This is a genomic window from Akkermansiaceae bacterium (genome assembly GCA_024233115.1).
GTDB lineage: Bacteria > Verrucomicrobiota > Verrucomicrobiia > Verrucomicrobiales > Akkermansiaceae > Oceaniferula.
Genome location: JACKQB010000002.1, coordinates 501,504 through 523,702, shown reverse-complemented (window position 1 = coordinate 523,702; position 22,199 = coordinate 501,504). Strand labels below are relative to the sequence as shown.

The 22,199-nt window shown below is 56.2% G+C and carries 20 protein-coding genes and 1 tRNA gene; 13 read left to right on the top strand and 8 right to left on the bottom strand.

Annotated features, from left to right (window positions below; translation table 11 throughout):
- Positions 1-2 precede the first annotated feature (2 nt).
- Positions 3-938: a KpsF/GutQ family sugar-phosphate isomerase gene (locus H7A51_06365; protein MCP5535843.1), complete on the bottom strand. Its 936-nt coding sequence runs from the start codon at positions 936-938 to the stop codon at positions 3-5.
- 201 nt (positions 939-1,139) lie between these two features.
- On the opposite strand from H7A51_06365, the gene H7A51_06360 reads away from it, so the two are divergent.
- Positions 1,140-1,214: transfer RNA gene (locus H7A51_06360), tRNA-Glu, on the top strand.
- 292 nt (positions 1,215-1,506) lie between these two features.
- Here the strand turns inward: H7A51_06360 and H7A51_06355 are convergent.
- Entirely contained in the window at positions 1,507-2,340 is an 834-nt protein-coding gene (locus H7A51_06355) for an alpha/beta hydrolase (protein MCP5535842.1), read from the bottom strand.
- A gap of 114 nt (positions 2,341-2,454) precedes the next feature.
- Between H7A51_06355 and H7A51_06350 the strand changes: the two genes are divergently transcribed.
- Positions 2,455-3,360 carry a hypothetical protein gene (locus H7A51_06350; protein MCP5535841.1) on the top strand — a complete coding sequence of 302 codons (906 nt, stop codon included), beginning with the start codon at positions 2,455-2,457 and terminating at the stop codon, positions 3,358-3,360.
- Between the two features lie 289 nt (positions 3,361-3,649).
- On the opposite strand, the gene pntB is transcribed toward H7A51_06350, so the two are convergent.
- Positions 3,650-5,032 (bottom strand): Re/Si-specific NAD(P)(+) transhydrogenase subunit beta, encoded by a 1,383-nt coding sequence (gene pntB, locus H7A51_06345; GenBank protein MCP5535840.1) that lies wholly within the window; start codon positions 5,030-5,032, stop codon positions 3,650-3,652.
- Positions 5,033-5,086: 54 nt separating this feature from the next.
- Complete coding sequence (locus tag H7A51_06340) at positions 5,087-6,625, bottom strand: Re/Si-specific NAD(P)(+) transhydrogenase subunit alpha (protein ID MCP5535839.1); 1,539 nt, start codon at positions 6,623-6,625, stop codon at positions 5,087-5,089.
- A 213-nt stretch (positions 6,626-6,838) separates the two neighbouring features.
- Here H7A51_06340 and ccsA point away from each other — a divergent pair, with 213 nt between their 5' ends.
- The 4 genes from ccsA to cobA are packed head-to-tail and all read left to right on the top strand — an operon-like array spanning position 6,839 to position 11,062.
- Positions 6,839-7,648, top strand: a complete 810-nt coding sequence (gene ccsA / locus H7A51_06335; GenBank protein MCP5535838.1) for a cytochrome c biogenesis protein CcsA — start codon at positions 6,839-6,841, stop codon at positions 7,646-7,648.
- On the top strand, positions 7,649-8,629 hold the full coding sequence (locus H7A51_06330) for a glutamyl-tRNA reductase (protein ID MCP5535837.1): 981 nt from the start codon (positions 7,649-7,651) through the stop codon (positions 8,627-8,629). It begins immediately after the preceding gene.
- A 7-nt stretch (positions 8,630-8,636) separates the two neighbouring features.
- A complete protein-coding gene (hemC, locus tag H7A51_06325) occupies positions 8,637-9,563 on the top strand; it encodes a hydroxymethylbilane synthase (protein ID MCP5535836.1) in 927 nt (308 codons plus the stop codon).
- Complete coding sequence (gene cobA, locus H7A51_06320; protein ID MCP5535835.1) at positions 9,560-11,062, top strand: uroporphyrinogen-III C-methyltransferase; 1,503 nt, start codon at positions 9,560-9,562, stop codon at positions 11,060-11,062. The genes hemC and cobA overlap by 4 nt, the downstream gene beginning before the upstream one ends.
- Positions 11,063-11,255: 193 nt before the next feature.
- Here cobA and H7A51_06315 read toward each other — a convergent pair whose 3' ends face one another.
- On the bottom strand, positions 11,256-11,705 hold the full coding sequence (locus H7A51_06315) for a DNA starvation/stationary phase protection protein (GenBank protein MCP5535834.1): 450 nt from the start codon (positions 11,703-11,705) through the stop codon (positions 11,256-11,258).
- 148 nt (positions 11,706-11,853) lie between these two features.
- On the opposite strand from H7A51_06315, the gene H7A51_06310 reads away from it, so the two are divergent.
- From H7A51_06310 to H7A51_06290, 5 genes are all read left to right on the top strand, one after another.
- On the top strand, positions 11,854-13,632 hold the full coding sequence (locus H7A51_06310) for an assimilatory sulfite reductase (NADPH) flavoprotein subunit (GenBank protein ID MCP5535833.1): 1,779 nt from the start codon (positions 11,854-11,856) through the stop codon (positions 13,630-13,632).
- An 80-nt stretch (positions 13,633-13,712) separates the two neighbouring features.
- Positions 13,713-15,413 (top strand): NADPH-dependent assimilatory sulfite reductase hemoprotein subunit, encoded by a 1,701-nt coding sequence (locus tag H7A51_06305; GenBank protein MCP5535832.1) that lies wholly within the window; start codon positions 13,713-13,715, stop codon positions 15,411-15,413.
- A 129-nt stretch (positions 15,414-15,542) separates the two neighbouring features.
- Positions 15,543-16,283, top strand: a complete 741-nt coding sequence (locus H7A51_06300) for a phosphoadenylyl-sulfate reductase (GenBank protein ID MCP5535831.1) — start codon at positions 15,543-15,545, stop codon at positions 16,281-16,283.
- A 15-nt stretch (positions 16,284-16,298) separates the two neighbouring features.
- Positions 16,299-17,033 carry a hypothetical protein gene (locus H7A51_06295; GenBank protein ID MCP5535830.1) on the top strand — a complete coding sequence of 245 codons (735 nt, stop codon included), beginning with the start codon at positions 16,299-16,301 and terminating at the stop codon, positions 17,031-17,033.
- Between the two features lie 278 nt (positions 17,034-17,311).
- Positions 17,312-17,674, top strand: coding sequence for a hypothetical protein (locus tag H7A51_06290; protein MCP5535829.1), 363 nt, complete (start codon positions 17,312-17,314; stop codon positions 17,672-17,674).
- 65 nt (positions 17,675-17,739) lie between these two features.
- On the opposite strand, the gene H7A51_06285 is transcribed toward H7A51_06290, so the two are convergent.
- Complete coding sequence (locus H7A51_06285) at positions 17,740-18,720, bottom strand: thioredoxin family protein (protein MCP5535828.1); 981 nt, start codon at positions 18,718-18,720, stop codon at positions 17,740-17,742.
- 127 nt (positions 18,721-18,847) lie between these two features.
- On the opposite strand from H7A51_06285, the gene H7A51_06280 reads away from it, so the two are divergent.
- Positions 18,848-19,906, top strand: coding sequence for a hypothetical protein (locus H7A51_06280; GenBank protein ID MCP5535827.1), 1,059 nt, complete (start codon positions 18,848-18,850; stop codon positions 19,904-19,906).
- A 9-nt stretch (positions 19,907-19,915) separates the two neighbouring features.
- Here H7A51_06280 and H7A51_06275 read toward each other — a convergent pair whose 3' ends face one another.
- Positions 19,916-20,767, bottom strand: coding sequence for a metallophosphoesterase (locus tag H7A51_06275; GenBank protein ID MCP5535826.1), 852 nt, complete (start codon positions 20,765-20,767; stop codon positions 19,916-19,918).
- A 116-nt stretch (positions 20,768-20,883) separates the two neighbouring features.
- Between H7A51_06275 and H7A51_06270 the strand changes: the two genes are divergently transcribed.
- Positions 20,884-21,276, top strand: coding sequence for a deoxycytidylate deaminase (locus H7A51_06270; protein ID MCP5535825.1), 393 nt, complete (start codon positions 20,884-20,886; stop codon positions 21,274-21,276).
- A gap of 51 nt (positions 21,277-21,327) precedes the next feature.
- On the opposite strand, the gene H7A51_06265 is transcribed toward H7A51_06270, so the two are convergent.
- On the bottom strand, positions 21,328-22,101 hold the full coding sequence (locus H7A51_06265; GenBank protein ID MCP5535824.1) for a tetratricopeptide repeat protein: 774 nt from the start codon (positions 22,099-22,101) through the stop codon (positions 21,328-21,330).
- Between the last annotated feature and the right edge of the window lie 98 nt (positions 22,102-22,199).

The window sequence follows — 22,199 nt, the reverse complement described above, 5'->3', positions numbered from 1 at the left end:
TTTTAGATGAGTTTGAGTCGGGCAAAGTCCTGGGTGTCGATCAGTCCCACAGGTTTATTGTTAGAGTCCAACACAACAATGTCGTCGATCCGGTGAGTGCCGATTGTAGTTACCGCCTCCACCGCAAGCGAGTCGGATTGCAGGGTGATGGGGTTGGAGGTCATGAATTGACTGACAGGAAGGTTGCCGATGTCCGGATTCTCTTGGAAGGAGCGGGCAAAATCGCCATGGGTGAAGATCCCGGCCATGGTGCCATCCTCATGGGTGACAATGCAGGCACCACTGCGGGCCTTGCTCATGGTCGAGAGCGCATCCTGGACGGTGGCGGCGGGTTGGATGATCGCCAGGGCATCACCACTGCGCATGATGTCGTCGACCTTGGTCAGCAGTGCTCGGCCCAGTGAGCCGCCGGGGTGGAACTTGGAGAAATCTTCTTCGGTAAAGCCCCGGGCCTCGAGCAGGACCATGGCCAGAGCATCCCCCATCACCAGCATGGCGGTCGAGGAGGAGGTGGGGGCGAGGTTCAGAGGGCATGCCTCCCGGGTGATTTCAGTGAGCAGGCAGGCATCACTTTGTTGATCGAGCGTAGACCCTTTTTTACCGGTGATTCCCACAATGTTGACATCGAATCGTTTGATGAACGGCAGCAGGTCGAGTAATTCGGTGGTTTCACCCGAGTAGGAGAGGGCGACGATGACATCTCCGTCGGAAATGAGGCCCAAATCGCCGTGGAGGGCATTCTGGGAGTTTAACACAACGGCTGTCGAGCCGGTGGAGTTGAGTGTGGCTGCGATTTTATGGCCGATGTTTCCTGATTTGCCGATGCCGACAACGACGATCTTCCCTTTGTTTTCGAGGCTTGCCTTGAGTAATTCGACAGCCTGGGCGAACGATCCGGACAGCGATGACGAAACCCTTTGTAGCTCCTCAATCTCCATCTCGAATATCCGGCGGCCCCGTTCCACGTAGTTCACTTGGTTCACGCCCGTATCCCTAAACAAATGAAGGCGATCCTAAAAGTGCAAAAGTAAGCCTGATGGCGGTGGTTTTGGCGTGAAAACAATTTTTGTATCATTTTTTCTTGTCAAACGGGAAACTTCTGGCAATTTCCGCCCGCGCCCAGCGCACCACCAGAAAGCGACCTGTTCGTCTAGTGGTTAGGACTCCGCCCTTTCACGGCGGCAACACGGGTTCGAGTCCCGTACAGGTTGCCATTTCACCCCAGCTCTCCGTTCTGAGAGTTGGGGTGATTTGTTTTAAACGCTTCACAACACGAGCGGGACGAGAACCGGTAGGGGCGAACGCCAGCCGCATTAGCCCCACCTCAAAGGGGGGGCGTGAGCGGCGAATCTATATGGCCTATTGGCGGAGGAGCCAATGGCAGACCGCATGGACGGAGTGGAGCGCAGTCAATCCCGTACAGGTTGCCATTTCACCCCAGCTCTCCGTTCTGAGAGTTGGGGTGATTTGTTTACAGGGGCTACACCAATAAGAAGCTTCCCTCGCCTAGATATACTCCATCGGCTCGATGCAATCGAGACTTACGAGGAAGGCATCCATCGCATTAAGGGTGATTTCGAAGTGCTTGGCACTGACGTTGAAGTTGAAAAAGCTATGGTTCACGGCTTCAAAGTCGATGAACTCACATTTGTTTTTTTTCCGTTTCAGGGCCTTGGCAAATCGGGCGACCGGTTCGTATGGGACGATGGTGTCCGATTTGCCATGGACGATCAGCATGGGGCAGAGGCCTTTGCGGATCAGTTTGGACGGGCTGTGAAGGGCGGCTTTTTTAGAGTCGGCGAAGCGATTGTGTTCACCCCCCTTTTTGGTGGTGTCGACAATCGAGCTGAGGGCGATCACTCCAAGCGGGCGTGGCGAATATCCGTCGACTTCGATGACCTCCGGAAGCATGGCCAGCGACAAGGCCATGTGGGCACCCGATGCGGCACCGGCGGCGATGATACGGTTCGGGTCGACGCCGAGTGTGACGTGGTTGTGTTTCAGCCAGAGCATGGCCATTTGGGCATCCTCGAGTGCGTCCTCGGGGGTGGCCTGGTGCTTTGAGGCGACCCGGTATTCAACGACCACGGCGAGCATGCCACGACTGGCAAAGTGCATGCAGTGGGGGGCAAACTGGGTGGTCATACTCACATCCCAAAGTCCGCCGTGGAAAAAAACGATGGCAGGTTTGAGTTCGGAAGCATCGTGGTTTTCCGGAAAAAAACAATGGGCGACCAGCTCGAAACCGTCTTCGGACTGGTAGATATATGATTGGGCGTCCTTGAGAAGTTCGCGTTCGCGCTCTTCGCTGAGCGGCTTGGCCTTGGTAAGTGCATTCATAAGTGAGGATTTTCCCAACGGTCGATGTCATGGAGGTGAGGCCAGGCTCGCACCGGTGCTAAGAAAAGAATTGCCCTTAGCTGGATTTATTGTCCAATGCAAACCGTGAAACAGATGCAATTAATTCTCTTGACCGTTGTGGCCGTCCTCAATCTCGGTGCTGCGGGCCCGGCAAAGGCCCAGGCCGCAGCAGGAAATCAGGCGGCATTGGGTAAAGCCCTGCAGGATGTCTACGTCTACTGGCGCAATGCCATGGTGGCCAACAACCACACCGCATGGCAACAAATCACGGCAACCCACCGCAAACTGGCCATTCAGAACCGGGTGCTCTCGGAAAAGGGGGCATGGCCAGCCGATGTCTTCAAGCTCCCCACCGCCCCACCGGCACTCGACGGACTGAGGTTGCTCCGTGCCCGGAACAAGGGGATGACCGCCAAGTCCGTTTACTTCGGCAAGGTGGATTTCGGAGTCGGTGGCGAACCAACCGAGAATCTGCTGGTCCTCAGTTTTGTATACGAAGGACGCGGCTGGAAATACGATACCGCGGAATTCGTCAACCTGAGTAACCTCAAGGACGTGCGCGCGCAAATCAAGTCGGGTAATCTCGCCTACGTGGATGGCGAGGACTTTTTACCCACCGGGGTAGTGCCGCCCAGGCCGATCGTGGTACCGCGTGCCAAGTACATCGCCAAGGTTTACACCTTCTGCCCGGGGCGCGAGGTGAGGGTCAGGGTGAATAATGTCAGCGAGCACCGTTTCCAGGACACCCAGCAGGCTGAGGTGGTTGTCGGTGGCGCCAAGGATGGTGCCAACCAGCTGTGGTACTCGATCAAGGATCTTCCTGGTTACAAGGGAGATGACCCCATCACCGTCCGCGTCTACCTCTTTTCCCAAATCAATGGTGTCAAACCGGTCAAGGTGTATCAGTACCAGACCGCCAAAGGGGAGAAACCCAAGGCCCAGGGCTCGGTCATCTTCCATGTCGACGCCGCCACGGGGGCGAAGATCCTGGGGAAATAGGGGAGGGCGTGGCCAGGTGGGGGCTGGCCGCCCATCGCGCTGATGCATCCCTGCGGCATGCACGGTTTTGGAGTGCGCAGACCCCGACGTCAGGAGGACTCTGCGCTTTGGATACTCGTTCGGTGCCCCTGCGCCATACTCCTTCCAACCGCCAATCAACGTATGCAGGCGAAAGAAAAAGCACCGTGTTACAGTGGGCGGCCCCGGCTCTGCGAGGCTGCGCACCAGGGGGGATGAAAAGCGGCGAATCAGATCGCCGCACTCCCAAAGTGCAGGCACCCGGTCGCCATCATAGCCCCTTTACCACTTCGTCGATGCTGGCTTTGGCGTCGCCGAAGAGCATGCGGGTGTTGTCTTTGAAAAAGAGGGGGTTTTCCACGCCAGCGTAGCCGGTGGCCATGCTGCGTTTGAGCACGATGACCTCCTTGGCGTTCCAGACTTGCAGCACGGGCATACCGGCGATCGGGCTGTCGGGCTCGTCTTCGGCGGAGGGGTTGACGATGTCATTCGCCCCGATGACCATCACCACATCCGTCTCCGGGAAGTCGTCGTTGATCTCGTCCATCTCCAGGACGATGTCGTAGGGGAGCTTGGCCTCGGCCAGCAGCACGTTCATGTGGCCGGGCATCCGGCCGGCGACGGGGTGGATGGCGAATTTTACATCGACCCCCTGGTCGCGTAGTTTCTGCGTCATCGCTGCGACAGCTTGCTGCGCCTGGGCGACGGCCATGCCGTATCCGGGGACAATGACGAGGGACTTGGAGTTTTTCAACAGCTCGGCGGTTTCGCTGCCGGTGATGGCGACGACCTCACCCTGGTCGGCTGCGGCTCCACCGGCAGAGGATTTTTTCGGCGAGCCGAATCCCCCGAGAATGACGCTGACAAACTTCCGGTTCATCGCGCGGCACATGATGATGGAAAGGATGGCACCGCTGGAGCCTACCAGGGCACCGGTGACGATCAGCAGGTCGTTGGAGAGCATAAAGCCGGTGGCGGCAGCCGCCCAGCCTGAGTAGCTGTTGAGCATGGAGATCACCACGGGCATGTCGGCGCCACCGATGGCGGCGACCATGTGGACGCCGAAGACCAGCGCGAGGCCGGTCATGATCATCAGGGAGGTTTGCGAACCCGTCTGGATAAAGTCGTAGCCGAGGTAGATGCAGGCGATGAGGATGAGCAGGTTCAGGAAATGGCGTCCCGGAAGGGTGAGTGGTTTGCCACCGATCATGCCGTTGAGTTTGCCAAAGGCGACGACCGATCCCGTGAATGTGACCGCGCCAATCAGGATGCCGAGATAGATTTCAACGTCGTGAATGGTTTTTGCCGCTCCCTCGATGGCTTGTGAGTGGTCGAGGAAGGTGGCGTATCCCACCAGCACGGCGGCGAGGCCCACAAAGCTGTGCAACATGGCAACCAGCTCGGGCATGGCGGTCATCTTGACACGCGCTGCAAGAACGGCACCGATGATGGCACCGATAATGACCACGGTGACGATGATACCGTAGTTGCCCACTTTGGCGGCAAACAGAGTGGCACCAACGGCGAGCAGCATACCGATGATGCCGTAGAGGTTTCCGCGCCGGGCTTTCTCCTGGTCGCTCAAGCCGCCGAGGCTGAGAATGAAGAGGATGCTGGCAACGATGTAACAGGCGGTGATGATTCCTAGGGACATGATGTTGGAAATGAATAATTGGATGATTGCAGAATGAATAAATGGGAAAGCGTGTTAGCCCTTGCGGAACATGTCCAGCATTCGGTGGGTGACCATGAAACCACCGACGATGTTGATGGTGGTGATGAGGATGGCGATGGCCGAGAGGGTGACGATCATGCCGGAGTCATTGCCGATTTGCAGGACGGCTCCCAACACGATGATACTGCTGATGGCGTTGGTGACACTCATCAGGGGGGTGTGGAGAGCGGCGGACACATTCCAGATCACTTGCCAGCCGACGAAGCAGGCGAGTACAAAGACGGTGAAGTGGCCCATGAATTCCTTGGGAGCCACGCTGCCAACCCCGAGAATGGCCGCTACGACGATGGCGAGGCCAAGCACGTTGCCCCAGGTTTTTTTAGGCTTGGGGCCGGCTGTGTCAGGGGCAGGGGCAGCCTCTTTTTTCGGGGCAGGAGCGGCACTGAGCTTGGGGGCCGGCGGCGGCCAGGTGATTTCACCAGCCTTGATGACGGTGGTGCCGCGGATGACTTCATCCTCGAAATTGAGGTTGATGGTGCCGTTTTTCTCCGGGCAAAGTTCATCAAACAGGTGGCCGATGTTGTTGGCGTAAAGTTCGCTCGACTGCCCGGACATGCGGCTTGGCAGATCGGTGTAGCCAATCAGGGTGACGCCGTGTTTTTTGACCCGTTTTCCCGGCTCGGTCAGCTCGCAGTTGCCACCCTGCTCGGCGGCGAGGTCGACTATGACGCTGCCTGCCTTCATCGACTTGACCATTGCCTCGGTAATCAGCTTGGGGGCTGGTCTGCCGGGGATCAGGGCGGTGGTGATGATGATATCGATTTCCTTCGCCTGCTCGGCAAAGAGCGCCATCTCGGCTTCGATGAACTCCTTGCTCATGACCTTGGCATAGCCACCTTCGCCGGTGCCGTCTTCCTCGATGTCGGGGTAGATGAACTCGCCACCCATGCTTTTCACCTGGTCGGCTACTTCGGGTCGGGTATCAAATGCTCTAACAATGGCCCCGAGGCTGGAGGCGCAACCGATGGCTGACAGGCCTGCCACACCGGCACCGATGACCAGCACCTTGGCCGGTGGCACTTTTCCTGCGGCGGTGATCTGTCCGGTGAAGAAATGGCCGAAGTTGTTTCCCGCCTCGATCACCGCGCGGTATCCGGCGATGTTCGCCATGGAGGATAGGGCGTCGAGTTTCTGGGCGCGTGAAATACGCGGCACGCAGTTCATGGAAAGCAGGTTGGCACCTTGAGACGCGATGGTTTTCAGCATCTCCTCGTCCTGGGCGGGCCAGAAGAAGCTGATCAGGGTCTTGCCCTCGGTGAGTAACTCTGATTCCGCCGCATCGGGTGGGTTGACCTTGATGATGATATCGGACTGCTCCCAGAGGGCTGCCGCTGAGTCGATAATCGTTGCCCCGGCATCGATCCAGTCCTGGTCGGATACGTTGGCTGTTTCCCCTGCCTGTGATTCAACACAGACGTCAAAACCTAATTTGATGAGCTTGCCAACGAGATGTGGTGAGCCCGCGACGCGTTTTTCACCGGGGCGGATTTCCTTCGGGATGCCGATTTTCATAGTTTCAATGAGATTGTGGAGTGGGTTTCACGCGGGAGCGATCGATGTGAGGCAGAACAGCTATCATGATTCGGTGAAAATGAACAACCTTTGGATAGGATATGAGGATGATTACGCAAAATTGATGCTAAATAAGGCACGCCGCCCATTTGCCGCCATGGATGAGTCCGGGCAGGGAAAGCGGAGGTGCATGACAATCGATGACATATCGGCTTGAAATTCCCCACTGACCTGTGCATGAGACGGGCCGCCATGGACATTGGAATTCTCATTGTGGCCTTGATTCTTGCAGTTGTTGCGGCACTGCAGGGGGGGCTTTATGTGCACCGCGGGATCAGATCGCGATGGACGGTGGTGTGGATGCTGTTCTCGTTTCTGGCCCAACTGGCGGTGCTTGGTATGCGCAGCGAGATGCGTGGCAGCTGTCCACTGGGTGACACCGGTGAGATCCTGATCTTTTCGGCGTGGTCGCTGACCTTGTTCTACATGGCAGTGGGATCGGTGTACCGCTTGTCATTACTCGGTGTGTTCACCGCTCCTTTGGTGTGTTTCTTACTGACGGTGGCGCTGGTGCCCGGCATGCTGGAAGGAAACCCGGAGCACGCCGATGTCGTTGATGGATGGCGTGAGGGGCACGCTGCCTTTTCCGTCCTGGCTTACGGGGCCTTGGGTCTGGCTGCTGTCTCGGGAGTCATGTTTCTGATACTGAATCGACAACTCAAGGAGGCATCCATGAGTACGGGCTTGTTCCGCAACCTCCCTCCTGCGCGTGAGTTGAGCTCAATTGTCCGGCGGCTCCTGATCCTGGGCCTTGGCTTGCTGACCATGGGGCTGGTTTTTGGTTTGATTATGGAAAAACCCGAGGGCCTGGGTAAACACTTGTATCTGGCACTCGGGCTGTGGGTGGCTTATGGCATACTTGTAGGGATCGAGTGGAAGCGAGGTATGCCGCCGGGGAAGCTGGCCATGGCAGCCGTCGCGTTGTTTGTTATTTCACTGATGATTTTTCCGCTGTTAAAATAGATGGAGTTGATATGCATGGGATTGAATCACGATACCGCACCCGTCGAGGTGAGGGAGCATTTTGCTGTGCCTGCCGAGAAGCTGGGTGCTCGTGCCAAAGAGCTGACCGGGTTGAGCACGATTGCTGAAAGCGTGGTGCTTTCCACCTGTAACCGGATGGAGATCTACATCGCGGCTGAAGACCGGACGATGGGCCTAGAAATCCTGCGCAACCACCTTGCGGAGGGGCGTGCCAAGGAGGAAATGAAGCACCTCTACCAGAAGTGTGGAGATGATGCGAAACGGCATCTGTTTTCCCTGGTATGTGGTCTCGATTCCATGGTGTTAGGGGAGACGGAAATTTTTGGACAAGTCAAACAGGCCTACAAACAAGCACTGGAATCCGGGGCGACCAAAGGGGTGCTTAACAAGCTGTTTCAGAAGTCGTTTGCCGTTGGCAAGAAAATCCGGACCCATACGCGTATCCAGATGGGCGCGACGTCTGTGGGAAATGTGGCTGTCGATCTGGCAGAGAAAATTTTTGGCAACCTCAAGGGCAGCCGCGTGATGGTGATCGGGGCGGGCGAAACCAGCCGCTTGGTCGCCCAGAGTATGATGTCGCGCGGAGCCAGCGAACTAACGGTAACCAACCGGTCGCTGGAGCGCGCCGAGGCTCTCGCCGCCGAACTCAATGGCAGTGCGGTGCCATTTGATGCGTGGGAAGAGGCTCTTATCAAGGCGGATGTGGTTGTTTCCTCCACCGGTGCTCCCGAGCCTGTTTTGCGGGCTGCTCAGATCGAATCGGTCCGACGAAAGAGGAAATACCGACCGCTGTTTTTGATCGATATTGCCGTGCCGCGTGACATTGAATCCGAGGCGGGTAAAATCGAGGAAGTTTATCTTTACGATATTGATAAACTACAACAACTGGCAAACGAAGCCAGGGAGTCCCGCGCCCAACAGGTCCGGATCTGTGAGCAAATGATTGCCGAGGAAATTTAATCATATCATGAAACCACTTATTGTAGGAACACGTGGCAGTGCATTGGCACTGGCCCAAGCGGAGATGACGGAGGCCGCGCTGCGTCTTGCTTTTCCAGACCGGGAAATCGTCCGCAAGGTCATTACCACGACCGGTGACCGGCGCACCGATGTGCCGCTTTCCCAGGTGGCAAAATCCGAAGGTGTGTTGGATAAGGGGGTGTTTACCAAGGAACTTGAGACGGCATTGGAAAACGGCGAAATCGATCTCGCTGTCCACAGTATGAAGGACGTGCCGACCGTGCTCGCCAGTCACTTTGCAATTGCGGGCGCGCTCGAGCGGGCTCCTGCGTCGGACGTGCTGGTTTGTTCGAATGCTGATAGCCTGGAAGCCCTACCCGCAGGTGCTACTGTCGCCACCAGCAGTGTGCGGCGACAACGACAACTGCGGTGGCTCAGGCCCGACATCAAACTGGTAGATATCCGTGGCAACGTCCCCACCCGTTTGCAAAAACTCCGCGATAATGACGGGCTCGACGCCATCATGTTGGCCGAGGCTGGTCTTGTTAGGCTTGGCTATGACCTCGACTCCGGACTGGACGGTGGGTTGCACGCCGTTGCCCTGGCCCCCGATGTGTTTCTGCCCGCAGCAGGGCAGGGGATTGTTGGCTTTGAGATCAGGAAGGATGATGCGGACGCACTGGCCTGCATCGAAGCGATCACCCACCGGGAGTCGATGCTGCTGTTGCGTGCCGAGCGTGAGTTCCTTCGTTTGCTGGATGGTGGCTGCCATACTCCCGTCGGCGTGAGGTCCTGGATCGACGGCGATACATTACACATGGCAGGCCGGGTTTTCGACGAGGCCTCCGATGCCGAACCCACCGAGGCATGTGCGAGCGGCAAGGCGACCGAACCCGAGCAGGTGGCTGGTGAGTTATTCAAGACATTGGCATGAGTGGAATTTGTTATCTGGTAGGAGCCGGTCCCGGAGACCCTGGTCTGGTCACTCTGAAAGCGCGCAAGTGGATTGAAGCCGCCGATGTGCTGGTCTACGATGCCCTCAGCAGTGCCGAGTTGCTGACTTGGGCAAAACCCGACTGCGAGAAAATCGATGTCGGCAAACGCGCCGCGAATCACAAACTCCCCCAGGACGGAATCAATGCTCTGCTCGTGGGAAAAGTCAGTGAAGGAAAGGTTGTGGTCAGGCTCAAGGGCGGCGATCCAATGATTTTTGGTCGTGGTGGCGAAGAGGCTGCGGTTTTAGCGGCTGCCGGACTGAAATTTGAAATCGTTCCCGGGATTTCATCCGCCTTCGCCGGCCCGGTCTACGCGGGTATCCCACTAACACATCGCGACTACGGCTCACAACTCACGGTTTTTTCTGGTCACGAATCAATTAATAAGAAGGCGAACGACGTCGACTACGCGCAGCTGGCCAAGGCACCCGGAACCAAGGTGTTTCTCATGGGGGTATCCCGTCTGCGTGAGATTACTAACAATTTTATAGAAAACGGGGCTGATCCCATCACACCGATCGCGCTTACCCGCTGGGCAACCACGGGCCGGCAAAAAACCATCACCGGCACTCTGGCAACCATCGCCGACATCGCCGAAAAAGAACACTTCAAGGCACCCGCCGTGGGTGTCATCGGCAACATCATCAAAGAAATGGAAAATATCAAATGGTACGAAAACCGCCCGCTCAAGGGGAAACGCATTGTGGTCACCCGCAGCCAGGAACAAGCCCCCGAACTCGTCAACCGACTCAGTGACCTGGGCGCTGACGTCATCGAGCTGCCTGTTCTGAAAATCTGTGACCCGGAGGACAGGATGGAGTTTGCCAGCGCAGTGGCCAACGCACACACCTACGACTGGTTGATCTTCAGTAGCACCAATGGTGTGCGCCGCTTTTTTGACGCCTTTTTCGCCACCTACAAGGATGCCCGCAGCATCGGCGGCGTCAGGATTGCTGCCGTGGGACCAGGCACGCAAAAGGCCATCGAGAGCTACCGCTTTGCCGTCGATCTCGTGCCAGACCGCCATATTGCCGAAGGCTTGTTGGAAGCGTTTAAAAACGACTACGATGTCGATAGCCAGACCATCCTCTGGGTGCGACCTGAAAACGCCCGCCCAGTCCTCAGCGACGGACTCACCGAACTGCATGCCATCGTCGACGAGTGTATCGCTTACAGAATTGAGCCAGAAAAAGACGACCCCACGGGTGCCGCGGAACGCCTAACCGATGGCGGTGCCGACCTGGTGACCTTCACCAGCTCCTCCACAGCCAAGTACTTCAATGACCTCGGCCTGGATTGGCCTGATGGCTGTAAAGCGGCCAGCATCGGCCCCGTCACCACCGCCAAGCTCAATGAGCTGGGTTACAATAAGGTGGTGGAAGCCAAAGACCATAACATCGAAGGCCTGGTCAAAGCCATCGTCGAGACGCTGAGCTAGGGAGCGAGGCCCACCCTGTCCACGCCATGATTGCCGTCGTGGCGAGTAAATTGGAAAAACCCCAGCCTCGAAAACCCCCAGCCTCGCAGGGTCCTCAATTCCCAAGGAAACACGAGGAGACGACTTGCGCAAATCAAGTTACGCAAGTTGTATCCAGCAGCTCTTCAGCATGCCACCTGGAAAAAGGCGTTTTCTAGTCAAGGTAGCTGTTCAGCATCCAGAGGGTTTTCTCGTGGACTTGCATTCTTGCGATGCAAAGATCCTCGCTTTGGGAGTCACCCGCGTCGCCGGCGATCTCGCGACAACGTGCAAGGCTCTTGACCACTTTCCGGTTGGCGTCGGCCAGGTGCTTGACCATGTCGTTGGCACTGGCGTCCTCCTCGAGTTCCTCCATGCCTGACATGCCGGCCAGATTGCCGAGTCCGCCGGGGGCGAGGGCACCCAGGGCACGAATTCGCTCGGCAATTTCATCGATGGCACTGAAGAGCTCGGTGTATTGTTCCTCGAAGGCTGTGTGCAGGGCGAAAAAACCCGGGCCGCGGACGTTCCAGTGGCAGAGGTGGGTCTGCCCCATAAGGGCGTAACTGTCTGCAACTACTTGACGAAGGGCTTCCACGACATTTTGTTTGTTTTGATCTGACATGGTTTTAAACTAACAGGTGTGCGCAGGTTTTCAACCAGACACTTAAAAAAATCACCCATCCCTTGTGTTTTCTCTTGCAACTACCCGAATCCAAGTCATCTTTGTGCCCGCAGAAATAGTAACCTTATAAACAAACTAAGGAATAAAGATGATCCATTTCCCCGACCACGCACCGCTTGACGATGTGCAGAAAAAGCAGCTCGGAGCCGTTCTCAGCACCTTGAACTCGGAACAACGTGCCTGGATCAGTGGATTCCTGGCTGCTGGCCCAAGCCGTGACACCCAAGCGGCAGCACCCGCTGCGAGTAAGAAGCTCACCGTGCTTTACGGCACCGAGTCAGGTAATTGCGAGGAACTCGCCGAGCAGGTTTTCAAAACCGCCAGGCAGAACGGTTTCAAGCCAAGTGTCCTCAACATGGCCGACGCCAAACTGGCCGATCTGAAGGATGCCGGCAGCTTGCTGGTTGTGGTCAGCACATGGGGTGATGGCGAACCACCTGAAGCCGCCGAGGGGTTTTATAACGAGCTCATGGCCACGGATATTTCCCTGGCTGGTGTCGAGTTCTCCGTCTGTGCCCTCGGGGATACGAGCTACGACCAGTTTTGCCAGACAGGCAAGGATATCGATGCCCGCTTGGAAAAACTGGGTGCCGTGCGCGTCGCCGAGCGGGTCGACTGCGATGTCGATTTTGAAGAACCATTCGCAGCCTGGAACAAGGACGTCTGGGCAAAGCTGGGTAAGGCGACTCCATCGGCAGCTCCATCGTCGACACCTGCCGCCGTTACCCCCGCAGCCCAACAGGTCTACGACAAAAAGAACCCGTTCCCCTCGGAAGTCCTCGAAAACCAACTGCTGAGCGGTGATCGCTCGGGAAAAGAAACCCACCATCTCGAGCTCTCGCTTGAAGGCTCGGGATTCGATTACCAACCCGGCGACGTGCTTGCCGTGCTTCCCCGTAATGCGGATGATGTCGTCGCCTCCATTCTGAAGGCGACCGGGCTTGATGGCGCTGGCGAAGTAGAGCTGAAAGGTATTGGTCGCATCCCTCTTGCAACGGCCCTGGCCTCCGACCTCGACATCACCGGGCTGACCCGCAAGGTGGCCACGGGCTGGCTGGAACTCAGCGGTTCTGAAGAGCTGGCCAATCTGTTGTCGGACGATTCCAAGCAGGCTTACAAGGAGTGGACACATGGTCGTCAGATCATTGATCTGCTTGAGGAATACCCCGCCAGGGAGCTGGAGGCACAGCAGTTGGTGGATATCCTTAGGAAGTTGCCATTGCGGCTCTATTCGATTGCATCCAGTCTCAACGCCCATCCCAACAGCGTGCATCTAACAGTAGCGGTGGTGCGCTACGAAACCCATGACAAAGCACGCAAGGGTGTTGCCTCGACCTTCCTCGCTGAAAATGCGCCGAAGGGTTCCAGGGTTTCAGTTTACATCCATGAGAACAAGAATTTCCGCCTTCCTGAAAACGGTGATACCCCGATCATTATGGTTGGTCCTGGAACCGGTATAGCGCCGTTCCGTGCGTTTGTGCAGGATCGCGCAGCCACCGGTGCCAAGGGGGACAGCTGGCTGTTTTTTGGTGACCAGCATTACAACGAGGATTTCCTCTATCAGCTTGAGTGGCAGGAGTATTTGAAAAGTGGCGACCTGACCCGTATCGACCTGGCCTTCTCCCGTGATCAACCGGAAAAGATCTACGTGCAGGACAGGATGAAAGAGCGGGCGGCAGAACTCTGGCAGTGGTTGGAAAAAGGCGCCCACTTCTACGTCTGTGGCAACGCCTCGCACATGGCGAAGGGGGTGCACGCGGCACTTCTCGACATTGTTGCCAGTGAGGGCGCTATGTCGGCCGAAGATGCCGAAGCCTATGTGGCTAAACTGAAAAAGGACAAACGCTACCAGCGGGATGTTTATTAGTAGTTAGTAGTTATTAGTTATCGGTTATTAGTCAATAGGAGAAAATGTGGCTCTGGTGAGCCAGAATCGAGATAAAGATCATGAGCAAAGAAAAGAAACTATCGGCGAACGAGCCGTTGAAGCTGAACAGCAACTATCTCCGGGGCACCCTCGCTGAGGAGATCGCCGATGTCAGCACCGGTGCCATTTCCCCCGACAGCCAACAGCTGAGCAAGTTCCATGGCATGTATTTGCAGGACGACCGCGACGTCCGTAAAGACCGTCGAAAAAAGAAGCTGGAGAAAGCCTACAGCTTCCTCATCCGGGTGCGCCTGCCCGGCGGTGTCTCCACCCCCGCACAGTGGCTCGCCATGGATTCGCTGGCCGATGACTATGCCAATGGCACGCTGAAGATTACCACACGCCAAACCTGGCAGCTTCACGGTGTGATCAAAAACAACCTGAAGCGGACCATCCAGGAGATGAATGCCGCGGCTCTGGATACCATCGCCGCCTGTGGTGATGTCAACCGCAACGTCATCTGCAACGCAAACCCGCACCTGAGTTCGTTGCACTCGGAAGTGGTCGATTTTTCACACCGGCTCAGCGATCACCTCATGCCGCGCACCCGCGCCTACCATGAGATTTTCCTCGATGAGGAAAAAGTCGTCTCCAGCGAGGAGTTGATCGAGCCGCTTTACGGCAAGACCTACCTGCCGCGTAAATTCAAAATCACCGTCGCCATCCCTCCCTCCAACGACGTCGACCTCTACGCGCATTGCCTGTCGTTTATCGCTATCATCGAGGACAATCAAATCGCCGGCTACAACGTCGCCGTCGGTGGCGGTATGGGCATGACCCACGGCCAGACAGAAACCTTCCCCCGGCTCGCCGATGTGATCGGATTTATCTCGCCTGAGAAAGCCGTGGATGTCGCGGAAAAAGTCATGCTCGTCCAACGCGACTTCGGCGATCGGAGCGACCGGAAATTTGCCCGGCTCAAATACACCGTAGAACGTATGAGCGCTGACGGTTTCCAAAAGAAGCTGGAGGAATACCTCGGATACTCGTTAGAGCCTGCCCGCGAGTTTGTGTTTGAAACAAACGGCGACCGCTTTGGCTGGACCACAGACGACAAAGGGATGCACCACCTCAACCTGTTTATCCCCGGCGGCAGGGTGGTGGATAGTCCCGCTTTCCCGACCAAAACCGGACTGCGCGAGATTGCCAAAATCCACGACGGTGAGTTCCGGATGACCGCGAACCAGAACGTGATTATCGCGAATATCTCCGATGCCAACAAACCGGAAATCGAGGCGTTGTTAGAAAAATATAACATTCTCAAAAGCCATGAGCGCAGTGCGCTGAGGCTGAATTCCATCGCCTGCGTAGCACTGCCGACATGCGGTCTCGCGCTCGCGGAAGCCGAGCGCTACCTGCCCGATGTGATTACCGGGCTGGAAGAGGTGTTGGAAGAGGCTGGTTTGCGCCACGATGCGATCACCATCCGTATGACCGGCTGTCCGAACGGGTGCGGTCGACCTTACCTCGGTGAGATCGGATTCGTTGGCAAAGGGCCGGGCAAATACAACGTCTACCTTGGTGCCGGCTTCCACGGTCAGCGACTCAGCAAGCTGTATAGGGAATCGGTTCGCGGTGACGATATCAAGGAGCTGCTGGCTCCCATCATCAAGGACTATGCCAAACGGCGCAACGAGGGCGAGCACTTCGGCGACTTCGTCATCCGTGCAGGTTATGTCAAGGCGACCACCGCTGGAAATAACTTCCACGCCAACGTTTAGAACGAAATAAAAAATGAAGCCGCGGATTACACGGATTCTATACTGATTTCATATCCTCTGAATTCACTAGCCTAGCTCAGTCAAAAATCAGCGTAATCAGCGGTAGATATAACCAATAACCTATCAATCATGTCTCAATCCGTAGCTTTAGAAACACGAACCATGTCAGACGTCGATAAAGTAAATGCCGCCTTCGAAGGTATGACCGCACCCGAGCGTATTGCCTGGCTACATGAGCAATTTGGCTCACGACTCGTCCTCAGCAGTAGCTTTGGCCTGCAAGCGGCCGTCATGCTGCATCTTGTGAGTCAACACGCACCGAAAATCCCCGTGGTGTGGCTTGATACAGGTTACCTTTTTGCCGAGACCTATCAGTATGCCGAGCAGTTGATCGAACAACTCGGTCTCGATGTTCAGGTTTACCAACCCAAGCTGTCCGCTGCACGCCAAGAGGCGCTTTACGGAAAACTCTGGGAGCAAGGTGAGAAGGGGAATGCCAGCTACGGTCTGATCAATAAAGTCGAGCCGATGAATCGGGCCCTGCAAGAGCTGGGTGCGGATATTTGGATCAGCGGTCTACGCCGCTCCCATTCAAGCACCCGAGCCAACCGTGCCTTTGCAGAACAGCAGAAAAAAACGCTTAAGGTATATCCCATCCTCGACTGGGCCGATGCGCAGGTTGCCGCATATTACCACGATAACAATCTGCCCAAACACCCTCTGGAAGCTAAGGGATACAAGACCATGGGCGACTGGCATTCCACTTCACCTGTCGCCGACGGTGAGTCCGCAGAGCGCTCACGCTTCGGTGGTGAAAAATACGAATGCGGCCTCCACCTCGACTCCGGTGCTGGTGACTTCCAGATTTAATGCTAGCTTCGGGGTGTGAGTGCAAAAAACACAAGCTTGCTACTGCTGGGTCACGGCTCGTCGAAGCATCCACACTCGTCTCAATCCGTCAGGATGCACGCGGACCTGATCCGGAAACGTGGGGTGTTTTCAGAAGTGCATTGCGCCTTTCTTAAAGAGGAGCCGCTGATTCGTGATGCCCTGGATGGGATCAAGGATGAAAACATTACGATCATTCCTGATTTTCTTGCTGAAGGGTATTTTACCCAACAGGTGATACCGGATTTACTCAGGCTCGACTCGCGCCAAGGGAATATGCGCTACTGCAAACCGGTTGGTGTCAACCCGATGATGCAGGAGCTGATTCGAGATGCTGCCGCTGATGTGTTAGGCTGCTGGGATCAACGTGAGGTGACCTTGCTCGTGATTGGTCATGGATCCACCAAAAACAAAAATTCCAAACAAAGCCTTTTAGGACATCTGGATGCACTTGTTTCCCGGACCGACTATGCCCAGATTGCCGACTTGTGGTTGGATGAGGCACCCTTGGTCGTGGATTGGAAAACCATAGTCACGCAGCCACGTGTGGTCGTCGTGCCATTTCTTCTGTCCGACGGGCAACACGGGGAATGGGATATCCCATGGATGTTAGGGATTGAGGGCGACGGTGTGCATACACGCACCCACAGGCTCGGCAATTATGAACTTCGGGTTGCTCCCGCACTGGGAACCTCGGCCCGTTTTGCGGAGGCGATTGTGCAAATGGTGTAGCTGGACTGCAACTTTTTTACTGCATGACGGTTGGATCAGGTATGATCCGGTTAATCGTCCCCACACTACTGCTAATTTCCTCGATGATGCTAGCCGCCCAGGATCGACGGGGGAGGGGGATGGTCGATAGTGCTCCTGCCATAGGTGACCCAATCCCGAAAGTGTCAGCCAAAGGGCAGAGCGATGGGAAATGGGTTGCATTCAATAAACCCAAAAAACTAACAGTGCTTGTCTTTGGCTCACACACATGAGGCCCGTTTTCGAGGCAAGCCGGGAGCTTGCAGAAAGTGTATGAAACATGGGGTAAACAAGCTGATTTTCTGTGGGTGTATACCAAGGAAGCGCATGCCAGCGATGGCACCAGGCCGGCGAGGCATGTGGAAATCCCACAACACAAAACGATCGAAGACCGGAAGAAGGCGGCAACCAGCTGCGGGGCTTCATTGAATTTAACAATCCCGGTCCTACTCGACGATATGAACAATTCTGTTGCCACGGCTTTTCACGGACACCCTGACCGCTTGTTTATTTTATCTCCAAACGGTACGATTGTTTATCGTGGCGGCAAAGGTCCCTGGGGGTTTGATGTCGATGAGATGAGAGCGGCATTGGAGAAATTGGTGCAGGCGCAAAAAAAATAGGCGCGCCGGAGATCCGACGCGCCTAGGAAAGCAATGGTTAGCTGGTGAAGCTTGGACGGCGGGGATTACTCCTCCTCATGCACGTGGCCGGGCTCACCATGGGGTGGGTTGGGCTTGTCCTCCTTGGGTTGGGAAGCCGCTTCCTTCATCTTCTGGAGGCGTGGCTTGAAGCTTTCTGCAAACTTGGCAGCCTTGCTTTCAGGGGCTGCGGCAATCAGCTCGTCGATGACCTTGGCCGCTTCGTCAAATTTCTTGGCAGCCATCAGTGGATTCATCTTCATACCAAGCAGACCTTGTTTCTCTTCACCCTCGACTTTATAGTCGGCGATGAATTTGTCGATTTTAGCAATCGCATCGTCGGTATTGCCGGAGCGCATGGCGGCCATCACTTCTTTTTCAAGGTTGGCTTCGGCTTCCTTGCGCTTCTGAGCGGCAACAAACCCGGTTTCGTCGTTAGGATCGAGTGCGGCGATCTGTCCAGTGATATCCGTGTAGTGGCTGAGCTGAGTCTCGGGGAGTTCCTTGAGCGCGGCAACCAGAGCCTTGGCTTTTTCCACACCCTCAAGTTTCTCGGCGGCTGCAAGTGACTCATCGCGCTTAATACGTTTTGCGCGAAGCTCGTCGAGGTGAGCCAGGTATTTTTCCGGTCCACCTGCCTGATATCCGGTCTGGGCAAATGGCAGGCCTTTTGAATCGAGCAAGAGGATGGTAGGGAAACCCTTTACGTCATACTTCTTCTGAAGCTCGGCATTCTGCATCTGTGTAGCTTCACTGAGTTTGGATTTGTCACGCGGGAAATCGAGTTCAACGAGTACAAATTTGTCGGCGACGCCGGTTTTGAAGGCATCGTGCTTGAATACCTCGTCCACGAGCTTGATACACCAGCCACACCAGTCGGAACCGGTGAAGTCAACCAGGAGGTCTTTGTTTTCCGCAGCGGCCTTTTTCTTGGCGGCTTCGAAGTCGGTCATCCACTCATCTCCGCTGGCGGAGCTAAGGGATGCTGTCATAGCCAGGGCGAGGCCGGCGAGTAGTGTCTTTTTCATAATGGTTTGGCTGCGCTAACGCAGAATTAGGATCGGGAAATTATCGTTAATTCGCCCGTTGTCCAATAATATCGTCGCAGATGGGTGATCTTGTTTCATTTTCCGGGCAACTGACACGTTTTTCAGATTGCCCAAATCGACAGGCTTGGCAGGATGGGCGCGCATGGCCTATACAGCGGAAAAAGCCTTCAACTTAATTGAATCAGCCCACCAGAAGGGACGGTTGGCGCATGCCTTTCTCATTACCGGGGAAGCGGGCAGTGGGAAATCGGCCCTGGCGGCCAGAATCATCTCCCTGGTCAATCCACCGGCTGATGCCGGGGCGGGGGCAAATCTGTTTGGCGAGACAGCGGCGCCAGAGGAGAAATCCCTGGATGAACTCGAAGGCGCGTTGGTCCGGATCGTCAGACCCCGGTCAAAATCACGCCGGATCCTCGTCGACGACATGCGGGCGCTGGAAAAATCATTCCATGTCGCATCGGCTCCCGGAAAATGGAAGGTCGGTGTGGTGTTACACGCCGACCGCATGGGCGAGGGGGCTGAGAATGCTTTTCTGAAAACCTTGGAAGAGCCGCCGGGCAATTGTTTGCTGCTGCTTGTCAGCGATGCCCCGGAATTGCTGCTGCCTACGATTTTGTCCCGCTGTGTGCGCCTGCCGCTGATGGTGTCAGCCGGTCAGCGTATTACCAGCGTGGGGCAGGACGCCTTGTTGTCGGCACTGGCATCGATGGCCCGTCAGGGGATTGGGAATATTTCGGCGGCATTGACGCTGAGAGCTGCATTCAGTGGTATTCTGGCCAAGCGCCGGGCCGAGATCGCCAAGCTCAATGACCTGGCCCTGAAGGAGGAGAGTAAAAAATACAAAAACACCACCGACAGCGATGCGTGGCTGAAGGACAGGGAGAAATTCTACCTCGCCCACACCGAGTCCGAGTATCTGAACGAGCGTGAAAAGTTACTCGAAGTCCTGATCTCCTGGATGGGGGATGTGGTTCGCCAGAAGTGCGCAGTGGATCAACTGGATTTTCCCTCTGAAAAAGATACCACCGCGCGGGTCGCCGCAGCGCATGAGCTGAGTGATCTGTTACGCCGGATGGATGGTATGGAAAGCCTCCGGGCAAACCTTGAAACCAATGTCCAGGAGCAACTGGCCTTGGAGGTGGCCTTCCTTACCGCTTTTGGGTAGCTCCCGGATTCAAGCCCTCAAGGTGAGAATGGCAATCTCGGGAGGGCAGGCGAAACGCACCGGGATACCGACGGTTCCCAGCCCCCGACTGACAAAAATTCTCGAGTCCCCCTTGGCGTATTCGCCGTAGATGTAGTTCCTTCCGAACCTGACTTTCACCGGTGCGTATCCGATGAGTGGAACGCGGCATTGTCCGCCATGCGTGTGCCCCGATAGTTGCAAACTCACGGGAAACAAATCGGTCAGCGTGTCGAAGACATCCGGCTCGTGCACCAGTGCGAGCACAGGCTCATTGGCTGCCTTGTGATACCCCCGGTAGCAGGCGGGGGCATCCACATGACCCGACCACACGGAGTCTGTGCCGATGATATAGAGGTTCTCGCCCTTGATGTTAATCCGGGTGCCTTGGTTGACGAGAAACTCGAAACCTGATTTCCTGAAACCGCTTTGAAATCCGTGTATGCTCCCATGCCAGCCATCGTGGTTGCCGAGGATGGTGTAGATGCCGTGTTTGGCCTTGAGTCCGGAGAGTGTTGCCATCAGCGGATCAAAAACAGTCTGCGAGCCCGTGATGAAATCGCCTGTCAGCGCGATGATGTCGGGTTCGGCGGCATTGGTGGCCTCGACCGCCTCTTGGATCAACCCGTGTTGCCGGTCGGGCTCATAATGAAAATCCGTGAGCTGGGCGACGATCAATCCGTCCAGGGCAGCCGGAAGATGCGGGACCCGAATCTCCTTTTGGGTGACCGTCAGCCGGTTCGGCTCGATATATCGGGCGTATGTGTAGGAGCCAACGGCACCCAGGGCACCTGTGGCGATGAAGTTTCTTCGGCTAAACAGCTTACGTTTCCCTTTTTCCATGTTCTTATCTCTCGACAAGACAATGCCCTCTGTGTTCGATTTTGTCCATGGACAATGACCGCATGGACCCCGTGCCGATGAAGACAGGCTCGCGCATCAGTATTCCCGAGTATGCGATGGCTCTGGCCCACGTCGCCAGTCTGCGGTCGGAGGACCCATACCGCAAAGTGGGAGCCGCCGCCCTGGACTTTGACAACCGGGTGGTGGGCACGGCCTACAATGGCCTGGCACCGGGCTTCGACGCCCCCGAGGGCTTCTGGGACAACCGTGATGATCGGCAGAAGTTCATGCTCCACGCGGAGGTGAACCTGTGCAGTCTCTTTAAACGCGGTGAGGTGAAGATCATCGCCTCCACCACCATGCCGTGCACGGCTTGCATGCAGACGCTCTGCGCCTACGGCATCCAGGAAATCTATTACCGGGACGTCTATAGGGAGTCGGCTGCACCGGAAATCGCCGCGACATACGGCATCAAGTTTGAGCAGGTGACCGATTACCCGTTAGGCTAGGCGGCGGTCACAGCGGCAGTGGTGGTTGCCCTTTGGCAACTTATTCCTCCTTTATTCCTCCTCGCCGGCATCGCCGCCGTAGAAACTACGGATGTAGCCGAACTCAATCAGCGTGTCTTGCCACGCAGCCAGGGCCGCGTCGTTTTGCCAGACAAAGCGGGCATTGCGCAACATTTTTTCAGCCTCTAACTTGTCGTCGTGATGATAGAGGATCGCCGCGCGTGAGTAGTAGTAAAACGGGGAGTCGTCCCAGGCGTCATATTTGTCCTGGAGCACGAGCGCCTCCTTGACCCGGTCGGTTTTGAGCTGGCAGAGCAGGAGTTTGAATTCGCACAAGCGGATCATGGCTTTGTTTTCGGCCGGAAGCAGCGGAATGAGCTTGCTGAAACGTTCATAGGCCTTCTCCCAGTTTTTCGTGACAAAATCGACCTCGGCCAGGTTGAACTGGACGTTGGTATTGTTAGGGGAAATGGCCAGCACTTGCTCGAATATAGCGTTGGCCTTGTCGAAGGCGCGGATTTCAACGTAACAGGCGCCTTTGATATTCAGCGCCGCCGGGTGGTCTTTAAAGATCTTGTCGAGTTCGTCGATTTTTTCCAGGGCATCAAAAATCCGCTTTTGGTTGAACAGGTTCTGCACCTTGATGAGCTTCTGGCCATAGTCCTCACGCTGCTGCTTGGGCAGGTTCATGAAGTCCCGCCATACCCCCACGATGGGTTCCTGGCCGGGATCTGTTTTGTCAGTCTCATCCTGGGCGAACGATTGGGGTGCCAGCGTGAAGTGGAGAGCCAGGGCGAGAAGGAGGGTGGTGATGCTGTGTTTCATGGATGGGCGGATGGTTGTTGGCAAAGTGGTTGGCGAAGTGGTTGGCGAAGTGGTTGGCAAAGTCGGGGAGAGCTGTGCGTCTCAGGAGCGAAACACGA